General features: G+C 72.2%; 14 protein-coding genes. 4 read left to right on the top strand and 10 right to left on the bottom strand.

Annotation, left to right across the window (positions count from 1 at the left end; translation table 11 throughout):
• Window positions 1-286: 286 nt before the first annotated feature.
• From ACNAW0_RS23115 to ACNAW0_RS23100, 4 genes are all read right to left on the bottom strand, one after another.
• On the bottom strand, window positions 287-2,497 hold the full coding sequence (locus tag ACNAW0_RS23115; protein ID WP_416290055.1) for a transglycosylase domain-containing protein: 2,211 nt from the start codon (window positions 2,495-2,497) through the stop codon (window positions 287-289).
• Between the two features lie 87 nt (window positions 2,498-2,584).
• Window positions 2,585-3,418, bottom strand: a complete 834-nt coding sequence (locus ACNAW0_RS23110) for a hypothetical protein (RefSeq protein ID WP_416290054.1) — start codon at window positions 3,416-3,418, stop codon at window positions 2,585-2,587.
• 150 nt (window positions 3,419-3,568) lie between these two features.
• Window positions 3,569-4,678, bottom strand: a complete 1,110-nt coding sequence (locus ACNAW0_RS23105) for an SPFH domain-containing protein (protein ID WP_416290053.1) — start codon at window positions 4,676-4,678, stop codon at window positions 3,569-3,571.
• Between the two features lie 5 nt (window positions 4,679-4,683).
• Entirely contained in the window at window positions 4,684-5,157 is a 474-nt protein-coding gene (locus ACNAW0_RS23100; RefSeq protein ID WP_416290052.1) for an NfeD family protein, read from the bottom strand.
• Window positions 5,158-5,249: 92 nt separating this feature from the next.
• Between ACNAW0_RS23100 and ACNAW0_RS23095 the strand changes: the two genes are divergently transcribed.
• Entirely contained in the window at window positions 5,250-6,563 is a 1,314-nt protein-coding gene (locus ACNAW0_RS23095; protein ID WP_416290051.1) for a serine hydrolase domain-containing protein, read from the top strand.
• 96 nt (window positions 6,564-6,659) lie between these two features.
• Here the strand turns inward: ACNAW0_RS23095 and ACNAW0_RS23090 are convergent, their stop codons facing one another.
• A complete protein-coding gene (locus ACNAW0_RS23090; RefSeq protein ID WP_416290050.1) occupies window positions 6,660-7,274 on the bottom strand; it encodes a TetR/AcrR family transcriptional regulator in 615 nt (204 codons plus the stop codon).
• A 65-nt stretch (window positions 7,275-7,339) separates the two neighbouring features.
• Between ACNAW0_RS23090 and ACNAW0_RS23085 the strand changes: the two genes are divergently transcribed.
• Window positions 7,340-8,593: an FAD-dependent oxidoreductase gene (locus ACNAW0_RS23085; RefSeq protein WP_416290049.1), complete on the top strand. Its 1,254-nt coding sequence runs from the start codon at window positions 7,340-7,342 to the stop codon at window positions 8,591-8,593.
• A gap of 4 nt (window positions 8,594-8,597) precedes the next feature.
• On the opposite strand, the gene ACNAW0_RS23080 is transcribed toward ACNAW0_RS23085, so the two are convergent.
• Entirely contained in the window at window positions 8,598-9,410 is an 813-nt protein-coding gene (locus ACNAW0_RS23080; RefSeq protein ID WP_416290048.1) for a DUF3097 domain-containing protein, read from the bottom strand.
• Window positions 9,411-9,651: 241 nt separating this feature from the next.
• Between ACNAW0_RS23080 and ACNAW0_RS23075 the strand changes: the two genes are divergently transcribed.
• On the top strand, window positions 9,652-10,446 hold the full coding sequence (locus tag ACNAW0_RS23075; RefSeq protein ID WP_416290047.1) for a hypothetical protein: 795 nt from the start codon (window positions 9,652-9,654) through the stop codon (window positions 10,444-10,446).
• Between the two features lie 19 nt (window positions 10,447-10,465).
• On the opposite strand, the gene ACNAW0_RS23070 is transcribed toward ACNAW0_RS23075, so the two are convergent.
• The 4 genes from ACNAW0_RS23070 to fabG all read right to left on the bottom strand — a co-directional run bounded on the left by ACNAW0_RS23070 (window position 10,466) and on the right by fabG (window position 13,918).
• Window positions 10,466-11,245: an HAD-IIA family hydrolase gene (locus tag ACNAW0_RS23070; RefSeq protein WP_416290046.1), complete on the bottom strand. Its 780-nt coding sequence runs from the start codon at window positions 11,243-11,245 to the stop codon at window positions 10,466-10,468.
• Between the two features lie 36 nt (window positions 11,246-11,281).
• Complete coding sequence (locus ACNAW0_RS23065) at window positions 11,282-12,313, bottom strand: ferrochelatase (RefSeq protein WP_416290044.1); 1,032 nt, start codon at window positions 12,311-12,313, stop codon at window positions 11,282-11,284.
• 111 nt (window positions 12,314-12,424) lie between these two features.
• Window positions 12,425-13,192, bottom strand: a complete 768-nt coding sequence (gene fabI, locus ACNAW0_RS23060; protein WP_416290043.1) for an enoyl-ACP reductase FabI — start codon at window positions 13,190-13,192, stop codon at window positions 12,425-12,427.
• Between the two features lie 21 nt (window positions 13,193-13,213).
• Window positions 13,214-13,918 carry a 3-oxoacyl-ACP reductase FabG gene (gene fabG, locus ACNAW0_RS23055; protein WP_416290042.1) on the bottom strand — a complete coding sequence of 235 codons (705 nt, stop codon included), beginning with the start codon at window positions 13,916-13,918 and terminating at the stop codon, window positions 13,214-13,216.
• A gap of 90 nt (window positions 13,919-14,008) precedes the next feature.
• Here fabG and ACNAW0_RS23050 point away from each other — a divergent pair, with 90 nt between their 5' ends.
• Window positions 14,009-14,329: a hypothetical protein gene (locus tag ACNAW0_RS23050; protein WP_416290041.1), complete on the top strand. Its 321-nt coding sequence runs from the start codon at window positions 14,009-14,011 to the stop codon at window positions 14,327-14,329.
• Window positions 14,330-14,785: the final 456 nt, after the last annotated feature.

Genomic DNA, 14,785 nt, shown 5'->3' with positions numbered 1-14,785 from the left:
GACCAATCCGCGTAGCGAACTCGCCGATCCGATAAACACTGCCCACGATGGTCGACAATAGACGGTTCTGGCCAGAAAAGCGATCACTAGTCGCTGCTCCTGCTCGGCGGCGCCCCCGGCGGGCGCGCTCACCGGTGGGTCGGAGCCGCCGGACGGGATCCGACACCTGGGATCGGATCTTTTCCGCCGGGTTGCCGGCGCTGGACCTGATCGTCTCGGCCCTGGTGGGTGTTAATAAGGGGCCCCTGCTCTACCGGAGGCGTTAACAGGGGCCCCTTCCTTCTACTCAGCCGCGACCGCGACCCTGGAGCCAGCGCAGGAGGTCCTGGGGCAGGCCCTGGTCCTGCTGCTGCTGTTGCTGCTGTTGCTGCTGCGGGGTGGGCTGTGGCTGGGGGCGCTGCGGGTCGCCGGCCAGCTCGGGGCTCGGCGCGGTGAAGTCCTGCACCGGCTTGCCGTCCACCGCCGTGTGGATCACCCGGGCGACGGCGTCGATCACCTTGGCCTGCACCGCCGCGCCGACCAGGTCGGCCGAGTCGTCGGGGTTGGCGGCGATGCCGGCGACGGCCACCTGCGGGGTGAACCCGACGAAGGTCTCGGTGGCGTTGCCCTCGGAGCTACCGGTCTTGCCGGCGACCGGCCGGCCGACGATCCCGTCCACCGAGGTGGCGGTGCCGCCGTTGCACTGCCCGTACGCCGACTGCTGGCCGACCGGGCAGCGGGCCGCGTCGGTGGCGGCCCGGGCGACGTCCGGGTCCAGGACCCGCTTGCAGGACGGCTGGCCGACGTCGACCTTCTCGCCGTTGGCGGCGGTCACCGAGACCACCGGCAGCGGCGAGCAGTACGTCCCCTCGGCCGCCACGGTTGCGTACGCGTTGGCCAGGTCGAGCGGGGTGGTGGCGGCGACGCCCAGGGTGAACGCGCCCCAGTTCGCCGCGTTGTCCCGGGCGAAGGCGGCGTCGGACCCGGCCCGGAAGGTGATGCCGAGCCGCTGCGCCATCTCCACCACCTTGTCCTCGCCGACCTGCTCGGCGAGCCAGACGAAGTACGTGTTCACGGAGCGGCCGAAGCCGTCCCACATCATGCGGTAGCCGTCCATCCACTGCGGGTTGGCGTTGGCCGGGCACCACTTGCCGTCGCAGTTGCCTTCGGCGTCGGAGGCGTAGCGGGTGGGGAGGTTCGTCGGGGCGTCGAAGCCGGTGGCGAGGGGCCTGCCGGCCTCCAGCGCGGCGAGCATGGTGAACAGCTTGAACGTGGAGCCGGCCTGGTAGCCGTTGACGCTGGCGCCGCCGGAGATCAACGGGTTGACGGTGTTCGGGCGGTTGGCCTGCCCGGGCGGGTTGGCGGCCAGGCTGTAGTGCCGGTTGACGGCCATGGCGAGCACCCGGCCGGTGCCCGGTTCGACCGCGGCGACCGGCACGGCGCGCTTGTTGTCGTACCCGTAGACCGCGGTGGCCTGCTTCTGTGCGGTCTTCTGGATCTTCGGGTCCAGCGAGGTGACCACCGTGTAGCCGCCGCGGCGCAGCGCCTGCTCGCGCTCCTTCACCGTGTCACCGAAGGCCGGCTGGGCCAGCCACCACTGGCGGAGGTAGTCGCAGAAGAAGCCCCAGTCGTCGTGCCCCTGGGCGACCGAGGTGCAGCCGTTGGGCTGGCCGGTCGAATGCAGGGTGAGCTTCTCCGCCTTGGCCGCGGCGGCCTGCTGTGCGGTGATCGCGCCGGTCTCGACCATCGAGTCGAGCACGTACGCGCGGCGGGCGAGGGCCTTGTCCTTGTCCCCGTCGATCGGGCTGTACGCGTCGGGCGACTGGACCAGGCCGGCGAGCAGGGCCGCCTCGGCCAGGGTCAGGTCGGCGGGTGCCTTGGCGAAGTAGCGCTGGCTGGCCGCGGCGACGCCGTACGCTCCGGAGCCGAAGTACGCGATGTTGAGGTAGCGGTTGAGGATCTCGTCCTTGCTGAGGGTCTTCTCCAGGGCTGTCGCGTACCGGATCTCCTGGAGCTTGCGCCCGACGGTCTGCTCGGTGGCGGCCTGCCGCTCCTCGGCGGTGCGGGTGGGGTCGGTCTTGAGCACGTTGCGGACGTACTGCATGGTCAGCGTGGACCCGCCCTGCTCGGTGCCGCCACCGGTGACGTTGGCGACCAGGGCGCGGAGGAGCCCGCGCAGGTCGGCGCCGGCGTGGGAGTAGAAGCGGCGGTCCTCGGCGGCCACGATCGCCTGGCGCATCACCGGGGCGATCTCGGCCAGCGGTACGTCGGTGCGGTTGACGTCGTAGAAGGTCGTGATCAGGGTCTTGCCGTCGTTGGCGTAGAGGTAGGAGCGCTGGGGCTGGGCGGGGGTGCGCAGCGCGTCGGGCAGCTGCGCGTACGCCCCGAGGGTCGCCTTGGCGGCGAACCCGCCGAGCAGGTTGCCGGGCAGCGCGGCGACTGCGAGGGCGAGCCCGGCGAGTAGGCCGGCGAGCAGCACGGTGAGCAGCCGCGACAGGGGCGACCGGGGAGACGGCATGGTCCCTAGATTGCCGCGAAAGCCGCCAACCGACCACCCCGCCAGGCAACTGTCAGCCACTTCACGGCGACCTCCCAGCCGCCCCGGTCAGGTGGGGAGGGGGCCGTTGGGGGTGGTGGGGTTGGCGGGGTCGGTGGGTGGGGTGGGGGCGGCCACGACGCTGGCGGCGATCGCGTCGCGGGCGATGGCGGCGGGCACCAGGCGCCCGGAGCGGTAGCCGATGCCGAGCCCGGAGACCAGCGCGAAGATCGCGCCGAAGGTCTGCAGCGAGCCGAGCAGCGCGCCGCCGAGGCCGAGCAGCGGGGCGGCGATCATCAGCATGATCCCGTCGCCGTAGGAGAACAGCCCGGACCGGGCCACCGACCACCCGGTGAACAGCCACCCGACGGTGTAGCAGGTGGCGCCGACCAGGACGAGGCTGCGCGCGGTGGTGCCGAAGACGGGCGCCTGCTCGTCGAGCCCGGCGAAGGGCAGCATCAGCACGATGCCGGCGATGCTGACCAGCAGCCCGGCCGCGGCGATCCGCCGGCACCGGGTGGCGGCGAGCAGGCCGGTGAGCGCCAGCAGCGCGAGCAGGCCGAGCCAGACCGCGGCCACCCAGCCCACCAGGTAGAGCGGACTGCCGTCGGCCGGGTACGGGGTGTTGCCCACCCCGCCGTCGCTGGCCATCGCCACCACGCCGTAGAGAATCGCGTACGCGGGCAGCAGCCAGACCGCCGCGCGGGCGAACCGGCGCACGGACCAGGCCCAGCTCGCGTTGGTGGCCGGGGCGGCGCGCCCCGGCTCGGAGACGAACGGCAGCACCCCGAACCCGCCCCCGGTACGCCGGGTGCCGAGCGGTCCAGCGGGATCGTGATCGCCGGGGACCGGCTCTCTGGAGAACAGCTCCTTGGAGAACAGGCTCTTCACCGGCTCCTTCATGCGTCACCTCGCCCCGTTCTGCGGGCGGCGCGGGACGCGCCCCGGCGCCCCGGTCCTGGTCACCACCCGTCCTTCAAGCCGATGGTGGCAGGCACCGGGGCGCCGCATGAGCCTTTCTCGTATTTACCGTCCGGAGTCGGACGGCCCCGCTCAGCCCCGCTCGCGCTCGTCCGAGGGGTCGTTGACCAGGCTCTCCGGGGAGACCGGCTCGGGTGCCGGCAGACCCTGCTGCGGGACGTTGCCGCCGGTGACCTGCGCCTCGGCGACGCGTACCTCGTCGTGGATCTGCTGGGCGGCGCTGGCGGCGGCCTGCGCTGCCTCGGCGGCCTCCCGCTCCACCTCGCCGGCGCCCTGGCTGGCCTCCGGCGACGGCACGTCGCCGACCATGTTGGCCAGCCCGCCCAGCGCGCCACCCATCCCCTCCAGGGCCTTGGTCAACTCGGTCGGGACGATCCAGACCTTGTTGGCCGAGCCGTTGGCGATCTGCGGCAGCGCCTGCAGGTACTGGTAGGCGAGCACCTTCTGGCTCGGGTTGGCGTGGTGGATCGCGTCGAAGACGGTACGGATCGCCTTGGCCTGGCCCTCCGCCTGCAGGATCCGGGCCTGCCGGTCACCGTCGGCGCGCAGCACGGCGGCCTGCTTCTCACCCTCGGCGGTGAGGATCTGCGACTGCTTGAGGCCCTCGGCGTTCAGGATCGCGGCACGGCGGTCCCGCTCGGCGCGCATCTGCTTCTCCATCGAGTCACGGATGCTCGGCGGCGGCTCGATCGCCTTGATCTCGACCCGGGTGACCTTGATGCCCCACCGGCCGGTGGTCTCGTCCAGCACGCCGGACAGGTGCCGGTTGATCTCCTCACGGCTGGTTAGCGCCCGCTCCAGGTCCAGCGAACCGATCACGTTACGCAGCGTGGTCACGGTGAGCTGCTCGATCGCCTGCAGGAAGTTGGAGATCTCGTAGGTGGCCCGAACCGAGTCGACCACCTTGAAGTAGAGCACCGTGTCGATCGACACGACCAGGTTGTCCGAGGTGATCACCGGCTGCGGCGGGAAGCTGACCACCTGCTCCCGCATGTCGACCTTGGTACGCACCGCGTCGATGTACGGCACGAGCAGGTTCAGCCCCGGGTTCAAGGTCCGCTTGTACCGCCCCAGCCGTTCCACCACGTCCTGCCGCTGCTGCGGCACGATCCGCACCGCCTTGGCCAGCGTCACCACGACGATCACCGCTACGGCGATCAACAGGATCGCTACAAACGTCATACCGTTCACCTTTTCGCTTCGGGCAGTGCGCCCGGGGTGGAAATCTCGTCCTGCCAGACCAGGGCGGTGGCGCCCCGGACCTTTATCACCTGCACCCGCTCACCCACGGCGTAGCTCCGCGTCGCGTCGTACGCCCGAGCGGTCCACAGCTCGCCGTCGATCTTGATCAGGCCGCGCCCGACGTCGACCGGCTCCACCACGACGGCCGTCGTGCCCTCGAGCGCCTCGACGCCGAACGACTGCTCGCCGCTGTCCAGCGCCGCGCGCGCGTGCCGCCGGATGACCGGCCGGAGCAGCGCCACGCAGAGCGTGGAGACCAGAGCGAAGACCAGTGCCTGGACCGCGACCGGTGCGCCGAGTGCGGCAGCCGCGGCGGCGGCGAACGCCCCTGCCGCGAACATCATCAGGAACAGCGTCGTCGTGAAGATCTCAGCGACCGCCAAGACCACACCGAGCACGATCCACAGCAATGCGTCCACCCCCCGATCGTGACACGCCGACGCACGTCCTACGACCCCGCCATGATCGGTAAGCTCGGCGACACCCGCCGACCTCGACGAGGAGGATGATCATGGCCCTGCTGCCGGAGACCGCCCGACGGGTCGACGCGCTGGTCGCACAGGCCCAGGCCGAGGGACGCGGCCCCTCGGTCGCCCTCGGGGTGGTCCGCGGCGGCAGCCTCGCCCACCTCGCGCTCGCCGGCGGCCACCCCACCCCCGACGCGGACCTGCAGTACCGGATCGGCTCGATCAGCAAGACCATGACCGCCGTGCTCGTGATGCAGCAGCGCGACGCCGACCGGCTGGCCTTGGACGACCCGCTCGACAAGCACCTGCCCGGCACCCCGGTCGGCGCGCTCACCCTGCGCCAGCTGCTCGGGCACGCCAGCGGCCTGCAGCGCGAGCCGGACGGACGGTGGTGGGAGCGGACCGAGGGCGTCGACCTGGCCACCCTGCTCACCGGGCTGACCCCGGAGAAGATCGCGCACCCGCCGCACCACGTCTACCACTACTCCAACCTGGCGTACGGGCTGCTCGGCGGGGTGCTGGAGCGGGTCACCGGAACGCCCTGGGCCGAGCTGCTCCGGGAGCGGATCCTCGAGCCCCTGAGCATGCGGCGCACCACCTACCACCCGACCGAGCCGTACGCCCGGGGCTACGTGGTGCACCCCTGGCACGACACGCTGCGCGAGGAACCCCGTACCGACACCGGCGCGATGGCGCCTGCCGGCCAGCTCTGGTCGACCGTCGCGGACCTGGGCCGCTGGGCGGCGTTCCTGGCCGACCCGGCCCCGGATGTGCTCGCCCCGGCCACGCTCACCGAGATGTGCGCGCCGGTGGTGATCAGCGACCTGGACTCGTGGACCGGCGGCCACGGCCTCGGCGTGGAGCTCTACCGGGTCGGCGACCGGGTGTACGTCGGCCACGGCGGCTCGATGCCCGGGTACGTCGCCGGTCTGGCGGTGCACCGGCCCAGCCGTACCGCCGTGGTGGACTACGCCAACTCCTACGGGCTGCGCGCCGGGCACCACGTCGTCGAGCTGGCTCGACAGGTGCTCACCCTGGTGCTGGACGCCGAGCCGGCCCCGCCCGCCCCGTGGCGTCCGGCCGCCGAACCGGCGGCCGGGCTGGCCGAGTTGACCGGCCGCTGGTGGTGGATGGGCCTGGAGTACGAGTTCCGCCCGGACCCCGCCGGTGACCTGGTGGGCGGTCCGGCCGGCCGGCCGGTGCTCCGCTTCACCGCCGAGGGCCCGGACCGCTGGCGGGGCCGCTCCGGCTCGCAGGACGGCGAGATCCTCACCGTGCTCCGGGACGAGTCCGGCCGGCCGGCCGCCCTCGACATCGCCACCTTCGTCTTCACCCGTACTCCGGACCAGGAGCCCTGAGGCGGGTCGCCCCCGTCCGGTCACCTCCACCGGCACACCGGCCGGAAGCCAACCACGGAACCGCTCCGCCGTCCCAGCGGACGCGGTTCCCTCGCCTTACAGCGATTTGGCGAGGTGGGCGACCAGGCGTTTCAGCTGCTCCCGGTAACGCTCCAAGAACTCTGGCGAGTCGGCGGGCAGGCCGGTGAAATCCTCGGCGAACTGGGCCAGCAGGGTAGGCGCGATCGCAGCGCCGAAGAGGGCCAGTTGCAGGTACCCCGGATCCAGGTCAGGGGCGATCTCGCCCGCGTTCTGGCGCCGGCGGAGGTCGTCGACCATCGATCGGTGGTACTGCTCGTCGCCCTCTTCCCGGTCGCCGGACAGCGCCTGCCAGATCAGCAGCCGACCCCAGTGCCGTTGCACCTGGCCGATGTGGACGAACGCGGCGACCACCTCGTCCAGCGGAGCGTCCGGGCGGTTGAGGTCACCGCTCAGGGTGCGCCAGCGGTCGATCAGGGCCCGATACAGGCCCTCCTTGCCGTTGAAGTAGTACGAGATCAGTTGCTGGTTGACGCCGGCGCGGCGGGCGATCGCGCTGATGCGGGCACCCGAGTAGCCGTGCTCGCCGAACTCCACCAGCGCGGCGTCGAGGATCCGTTGCCGGCTGCGGTCGGCGTCGCGCTGCCGCTCGCTGCCTGCGGGCGACCGGCGGGGCTTTGGCTCTTCAGACACACCCCTGACTCTATCAATCAAACAGATGGTTGACAGTGCCATTCGATCGCATGATGCTGAAAGGCATGACCCACTTCTCCGTGATGATCATCGGCGGTGGCATCGGCGGACTGGCCCTCGCACATGGGCTCCGCCAGGCCGGCATCCCTACCAACGTGTACGAACGCACCCATCACCGCAACGACTGGCTGCAGGGGTATCGCATCCACATCAACCCGGCCGGAGCGGCCGCCCTCCGCGCCTGCCTCCCCCCGGCCGGGTGGCAGGCATTCCTCGACACCGTCTCCCCCGGGGGCGGATTCGGCTTCCTCACCGACCGATGCACCGAACTGCTCGCCATGTCCGACGTCGAGATCAACCCGTCATCGGACGCGCCCGAACACCGCCACTACGCCGTCAGCCGGATCCGCCTGCGCGACATCCTGCTCGCCGGCCTCGACGACATCCTCCACCCCGGCAAGACATTCACCCGGTACGACGTCGCCGGCGAGCGCGTCACCGCCCACTTCGCCGACGGCACCACCGCCACGGCCGATCTGATGATCGGCGCGGACGGCGCCAACTCGCGGGTACGCCGGCAACTCCTGCCGCACGCACACCGCATCGACACCGGCGCCGTCGCGATCGCCGGCAAATACGAACTGACCCCCGAGCGGGAGAAGGCACTTCCGGCAGCCCTCGCCACCCGAGCGAACCTCGTCGTTCCCCGCAGCCGCGGCTCGCTGTTCACCGCCGTCTGGAAGCAGAGCCACCAGCCCACGGACCGGCCACTGAACGACCTCACCGACTACGTCCTGTGGGGTTTCACCGACGCGGCCGACCGCTTCCCGCCCGACATCGAGAATCTGGACGGCCGCGCGCTGCAGCGGACCGTCATCGAACGGATCCCCGACTGGTCACCGGCCTTCCACCGGCTCATCGCCGGAAGCGATCCCGACACGGTCAACGCCTTCAACGTCAGGAGCGCGACACCGGTGAACCCCTGGCCGAGCGGACGCGTCACCCTGCTCGGCGACGCCCTACACAACATGACCCCGATGGCCGGCATCGGCGCGAACACCGCGCTCCGCGACGCCGACCTCCTCCGCCGCACGCTGATGGCCGTCCACGCAGGTGAAACGCCGCTCGTACCCGCGATCTCGAAGTACGAGCGCGAGATGATCGACTACGGCTTCGCCGCGGTCAGGAAGTCGCTGCGCAATGCCCGCAGCGCCGCCCAGTCCACCCGGGCGACCCGGGCAACATTGCGAATCATGCTGCGCCTGACCGCTGCGACCCCGCCCCTGCGCCGCGCGATGGCCCGGCAGCTGGGGAACTAACCGATCACGCCGGCTCGGTGACGAAGTCGATCAACCGCTCCATCGCGTTGATCAGTGGCGTCTCCACGTCGGCGAAGCTGTTCACCCGGGACAGGATGCGCCGCCACATGTCCGCCGGCTCGGCCACCCCGAGGGCCGCACAGACCCCCTCCTTCCAGGGCCGTCCGGGCGGCACCACCGGCCAGGCCGGGATGCCCAGCGCCTTCGGCTTCACCGCCTGCCACACGTCCACGTACGGGTGGCCGGTGACCAGCACGTGCGGCGAGGTCACGGCCGCCACGATCCGGCTCTCCTTCGAGCCGGGCACCAGGTGGTCGACGAGCACGCCGAGCCTTCGACCCGGGCCCGGGTCGAAGGCCTGGACCTCGGCGGCCAGGGCGTCGACGCCGTCCAGGGGCTCCACCACCACGCCCTCGATGCGCAGGTCGTCACCCCAGATCCGCTCCACGAGCGCCGCGTCGTGCACGCCCTCGACCCAGATGCGGCTGGCCTTGGCGACCTGCGCCCGGACGTTGTCGACCGCGATCGAGCCGGAGGCGGTCCGCCGCCGGGCCGCCGGCACCGGGGCGCGTACCGGCCGGCGCAGGGTGACCGGCTTACCGTCGAGCAGGAACGCGGCAGGCAGCAGCGGGAAGTTGCGCCGCCGGCCGTGCCGGTCCTCCAGCACCACCGCGCCGGACTCGAAGCCGACCACCGCGCCGCAGAACCCGGATTCGGCGTCCTCGACCACCAGATCCGGCTCCGCGTCCACCTCCGGGGTGACCTTCCGCCGCCGCCAGTCCCCCGCCAGCACGTCCCCGCCGTATCGCCCCACCATGCCGATCACGCTAACCACCACCCCGACACACCGCCCGCCCGACGCGCCGCACGGTTGTCGATCATGGAGGCGTGGCACTGAACAAAAGCCGCGGACGACGCGAAGCAGGCGCCACAACTCCATGATCGGCGGGGCCGGCCAGGGCGGGGGTGGAAACGGGCGAAGGGGGTAGTTGGGGGCAGGTCACGCCACCGGTGCGGCAGTCGAGACACGGGCGGTAGGTAGCACGTACCCTTTCGGCATGTCCTCCCCCGCAACGGGCGCGGCCACGCTGACACCGCGCCGGTCGAGCCGGTTCGTTGCCTGGGTACGTGCCTGGCGGGCCGGCCTGGTGCCCTTCGACGAAGTCGCCGACGAGATCGCCGGCGACGAGGAGCACCTGGTCGCCGACGCCCCCGGCACCTGGACCGACGTGGCCCTCCGGGAGGCGCTGCCCAGCCTGGCGAAGCTCTCCCCGGACGAGATCCGCCTGGTGCTGCCCGCCCCGGGCGACCCGCGCGGCCTGCCCGGCCCCGGCGACTTCGCCGGCGCGGCGCTGCTCGCCGGCGAGGCGGTGGTGGCCAGCGGGCTCGGCCTCGTCCCCGAGGTACGCACCCACACCTCCGGGTCGGGCATGACCTGGGAGACCGTGCTGTGGCGGGTGTACCCGCTGCCGGCCGACGCGCCGAAGGCGTCCCTCGCGGTGCCCGGCGCGGCCGAGGCGGAGGCGGAGCTGGCCGCCGCGCTCGCCGAGACGACCGCCGCGCTCACCCGGCTCGACGTGGCCCAGTGGCGACCCGAGCTGGCCGGCGCCCTCGCCGCGCTACGCCGCCCCGACGGCATGACGGATCTGCCGCCCGGGTTCGACCCCCGGGCTCGTCGGCTGTTCGCCCGTGCCGCGGTGCTGGACCGGGTGCTCGCCCTGGCCGGGGAGAGCGCCCCGGGCGGCGCGGTGAACACCTTCGAGGCGCAGCAGCGGGACGCGGCGCTGCGCCCGCTGACCACCGCCTGCCGGCAGGCCCTGGTGGCCGCCTGCAACGCCCCGCTGCGCCTCTGACCAACCGCCGGGCGGCCGGTCAGATCTCGTCGATCAGGTCGGCGACGGAGTTGACGATCCGGGACGGCCGGTACGGGTAACGTTCCGCCTCCGCCCGGGAGCTGATCCCGGTCAGCACCAGGATCGTCTCCAGCCCCGCCTCCAGGCCGCACAGGATGTCGGTGTCCATCCGGTCGCCGATCATCGCGGTGCTCTCCGAGTGCGCCTCGATGGTGTTCAACGCCGAGCGCATCATCATCGGGTTGGGCTTGCCGACAAAGTACGGCTCCACCCCGGTCGCCTTGGAGATCATGGCGGCCACCGAGCCGGCGGCCGGCAGCGCGCCCTCGACCGACGGGCCGGTCGCGTCCGGGTTGGTGCAGATGAACCGGGCCCCGTCGTCGATCAGCCGGATCGCCTTGGTGATCGCCTCGAAGCTGTAGGTGCGGGTCTCCCCCAGCACCACGTAGTCCGGGGCGAAGTCGCTGAGCACGTACCCCACCGCGTGCAGGGCCGTGGTCAGCCCGGCCTCACCGATCGCGTACGCGGTGCCGCCCGGGCGCTGGTCGGCCAGGAACTGGGCGGTGGCCAGGGCGGAGGACCAGATCGCCTCCTCCGGCACGTCCAGGCCCATCCGGGCCAGCCGGGCCTGCAGGTCGCGCGGGGTGTAGATCGAGTTGTTGGTCAGCACCAGGAAGGGCTTGCCGGAGGCGCGCAGCTTCTTGACGAACTCGGGCGCGCCGGGCACCGGCTGGCCCTCGTGCACCAGCACGCCGTCCATGTCGGTGAGCCAGCTCTGCACCGGCTTGCGGTCATGCATGTGTCGTCCCCACGGTTATCGGGAGCTCGGTCAGACTCAGGGACGGCGGGCCGGGGGCACGCAGCACGCCGTCGGGCAGGTGTCCCACATCGGCAGCTCGCCGAGGCGGCGGCGCGGCCGCTCGCCGTCCGGTGCGGTGCGTTCCAGGACCAGTTCGCGCACCATCGCCACGAAACGCGGGTCGGTGCCGGGGGTGCCGGCGCGGACGTAGTCCAGGCCGAGTTGCTTGGCCGTGTCGAGGGCCTCGGTGTCCAGGTCCCAGACCACCTCGAGGTGGTCGGAGACGAACCCGATCGGGCTGACCACCACGCTGGTCACGCCCTGCTCGGCGAGGGTGGCCAGGTGGTCGTTGATGTCCGGCTCCAGCCACGGCACCTGCGGCGGGCCGGAGCGGCTCTGCCAGACCAGGTCGTACGGCAGGTCCGGCGCGGCGGCGGCGTGCACCAGCCGGGCGGTCTCCGCGAGCTGCGCGGTGTACCGGCCGCCGTGCGGGCCGGCGGTGGCGGCCGCCGAGACCGGGATGGAGTGCGCGGTGAACACCAGCCGGGTGGTGTCCCGCCGGGCCGGGTCGAGCTGGGCCAACGCCGCCCGCACCGCGTCGGCGTGCGGCTCGACGAAACCGGGGTGATCCCAGAACTGGCGCAGCTTCTCGATCACCGGAGCCTCCGGGCCGACCGCGGCCCGCGCCGCGGCGATGTCCTCCTGGTACTGACGGCAGGAGGAGTAGCCGCCGTACGCGCTGGTGACGAACGCCAAGGCCCGCTTCACCCCGTCGTCGCGCATCCGCGCCACGGTGTCGGCGAGCATCGGGTCCCAGTTCCGGTTGCCCCAGTAGACCGGCAGGTCGACGCCGTTGGCGGCGAAGTCCGCGCGGATCGCCGCGAGCAGCTCCCGGCACTGCTGGTTGATCGGGGACACCCCGCCGAAGTGCAGGTAGTGCTGGACCACCTCTTCGAGCCGCTCCGGGGGCACGCCCCGCCCCCGGGTCACGTTCTGCAGGAAGGGCCGCACGTCCTCGGGCCGTTCCGGGCCGCCGAAGGAGACCAGCACCAACGCGTCGTACGCCATGGTCACATTCTCCCTCGACGGCTGTGCCGCCCCGCGACGCCCCCGGGTCGGGGTGTTAACAGGGGCCCCCTCCTATACCGGGGACGTTAAGAAGGGGCCCCTCCTTACACCTCAGGCGCCGAGGGCGTGGTAGCCGCCGTCGACGTGGACGATCTCGCCGGTGGTGGCCGGGAACCAGTCCGACAGCAGGGCCAGGCAGGCCCGAGCGGCCGGCTCCTGGTCGGTGAGGTTCCAGCCGAGCGGGGCCCGCTCGGCCCAGGCGTCCTCGAACTGCTCGAAGCCGGGGATGGACTTGGCGGCGATGGTGCGCAGCGGGCCGGCGGCGACCAGGTTGCTGCGGATGCCCCGCTTGCCCAGGTGCAGCGCCAGGTAGCGGGAGGCGGACTCCAGCCCGGCCTTGGCCACGCCCATCCAGTCGTACACCGGCCAGGCCTTGGTGGCGTCGAAGGTGAGGCCGACCACCGCCCCGCCCGCCGACATCAGCGGCAGCGCCGCCATGGCCAGGGACTTGTACGAGTACGTCGAGACGTGGACCGCGGTGGCCACGTCCTCCCACGGCGCGTCGAGGAAACCGCCGCCGAGGCAGCTCGGCGGGGCGTAGCCGATCGAGTGCACCACCCCGTCCAGGCCGTCGACGTGCTCGCGTACCTTGTCGGCCAGCCCGGCCAGATGCTCGGCGTTGGTCACGTCCAGCTCGATCACCGGGGCCGGCTCGGGGAGCCGCTTGGCGATCCGCTCGACCAGGGAGAGCCGGCCGTAGCCGGTGAGCACGACCTGGGCGCCGTTCTCCTGGGCGAGCTTCGCCACGGAGAAGGCGATCGAGGCGTCGGTGATGACGCCGGTGACCAGCAGCCGCTTACCGGCCAGAAGTCCGGACATTGCGCAATTCCTCCGTGTTTCTCAGTGACCCATGCCCAGGCCGCCGTCGACCGGGATGACGGCGCCCGAGATGTACCCGGCCGCGTCGGACGCGAGCCAGGTGACCACGCCGGCGACCTCATCCGGCTGCGCGAAACGGCCGGCCGGGATCGCCTTGCGGTATTCGGTGCGCCGCTCCTCGGGCAGCGCCGCGGTCATGTCGGTGTCGATGAAGCCGGGCGCGACCACGTTCGCGGTGATGTTGCGGCTGCCCAGCTCGCGGGTGATCGAGCGGGCCACGCCCACCAGGCCCGCCTTGCTGGCCGCGTAGTTGACCTGGCCGACACCGCCGTACAGGCCGACCACCGAGGAGATGAAGATCATCCGACCCCACCGGGCCCGGAGCATCTTCGACGAGGCCCGCTTGGCGCAGCGGAACGCGCCGGTCAGGTTGGTGTCGAGCACCCGGGTGAACTGCTCCTCGGACATCCGCATCAGCAGCGTGTCGTCGGTGATGCCGGCGTTGGCGACCAGCACCTCGACCGGGCCCAGCTCGGCCTCGATCGCAGTGAACGCGGCGTCGAGCGACTCGCCGTCGGTCACGTCACACTTCACGCCGAACAGCCCCGCCGGGACGTCGCCGCTGCGATGAGTCACCGCCACCTGGTCGCCCTGCTTGGCGAAGGCCTGCGCGATGGCCAGGCCGATCCCCCGGTTTCCGCCGGTCACCAGCACGGTACGGGCCACGGTTCCCCCTCTGCTCAGCTGATCTCGCCGGTCGGAGCCTAGGCGTTACCGGCAGGTAAGCGCTAACGGCATGCCACGTCGGCCCGGCTGGTGACCGCGGTCAACCGGGAGGCGATGGGGATCTATCTGTGGCACCAGCCGGTGCTGGTCGCGGTGACCGCGCTCACCGCGCACCTCGGCCGGGCTCTGCCGGGGCTGCACACCGCGCCGGCCGGCCCCGGCTGGCTGGCCGCCCGGATCTGCTGGCTGCCGCTGTTCGCCCTGGTCCTGGCCGTGCTGGTGGCACCGCGGCGCGGGCCGTCGGGTCGCCGCCCCGGCCTGGTCGCGCCCGGGTCGCCCGCCGGCCGGGGCGGCCCGGCCATGGGGACGACCCTCGGGGTCGGGTCGACGGACCGGCCGGGAGCCGGGTGACCCTCCGGGTGGGGCAGTGGCAGCCGGTCGGCCGAGTGCGCGGCGGTGGTGCGGCGGGTGTACGATGCTCCCTGTTCGCGGGCCGCAGTACGCCCGCGTCCGAAAGCCCCGCCGACCGCAGGAGGTGATCGCTGTGCGAGATAGCGATCCTTCCAGTCGTGGCCGGGCCGATCGTCAGTCCCGCTGAGCCACGGCTCGGTCGCGGAGCTGACCCAGCTTCCCGCACCTCCGCATCGCCCGTCTCCCCGTCCGCTGGCCGGGGACGACCGCACTGCGCGGCCCGTCGGCCGCCCGTGGAGGAGCACCCCGGTCACGACTCTCGTGTGCGTACGCCCTGATCCACCCCTGCGGTCCGGTCGTCGAGCCCGGCCCGCCGTCGCCACGGAGCAGTCCCATGAGCCGTTACGTCGCCCCGCTGGGCTTCACCCTCGCCGCCGTCTGGGTGGCCGTCCTCTT

The sequence above is a fragment of the Micromonospora sp. SL1-18 genome, from assembly GCF_047921505.1.
Taxonomy (GTDB): domain Bacteria; phylum Actinomycetota; class Actinomycetes; order Mycobacteriales; family Micromonosporaceae; genus Micromonospora.
This window is presented reverse-complemented; position numbering and strand designations above follow the sequence as displayed.

Bases quoted from the DNA above. Each gene is read 5' to 3' on its own strand.
- ACNAW0_RS23115 (WP_416290055.1), bottom strand. From the start codon at position 2,497: ATGCCGTCTCCCCGGTCGCCCCTGTCGCGGCTGCTCACCGTGCTGCTC.
- ACNAW0_RS23110 (WP_416290054.1), bottom strand. From the start codon at position 3,418: ATGAAGGAGCCGGTGAAGAGCCTGTTCTCCAAGGAGCTGTTCTCCAGA.
- ACNAW0_RS23105 (WP_416290053.1), bottom strand. From the start codon at position 4,678: ATGACGTTTGTAGCGATCCTGTTGATCGCCGTAGCGGTGATCGTCGTG.
- ACNAW0_RS23095 (WP_416290051.1), top strand. From the start codon at position 5,250: ATGGCCCTGCTGCCGGAGACCGCCCGACGGGTCGACGCGCTGGTCGCA.
- ACNAW0_RS23085 (WP_416290049.1), top strand. From the start codon at position 7,340: ATGACCCACTTCTCCGTGATGATCATCGGCGGTGGCATCGGCGGACTG.
- ACNAW0_RS23080 (WP_416290048.1), bottom strand. From the start codon at position 9,410: ATGGTGGGGCGATACGGCGGGGACGTGCTGGCGGGGGACTGGCGGCGG.
- ACNAW0_RS23075 (WP_416290047.1), top strand. From the start codon at position 9,652: ATGTCCTCCCCCGCAACGGGCGCGGCCACGCTGACACCGCGCCGGTCG.
- ACNAW0_RS23070 (WP_416290046.1), bottom strand. From the start codon at position 11,245: ATGCATGACCGCAAGCCGGTGCAGAGCTGGCTCACCGACATGGACGGC.
- ACNAW0_RS23065 (WP_416290044.1), bottom strand. From the start codon at position 12,313: ATGGCGTACGACGCGTTGGTGCTGGTCTCCTTCGGCGGCCCGGAACGG.
- fabI (WP_416290043.1), bottom strand. From the start codon at position 13,192: ATGTCCGGACTTCTGGCCGGTAAGCGGCTGCTGGTCACCGGCGTCATC.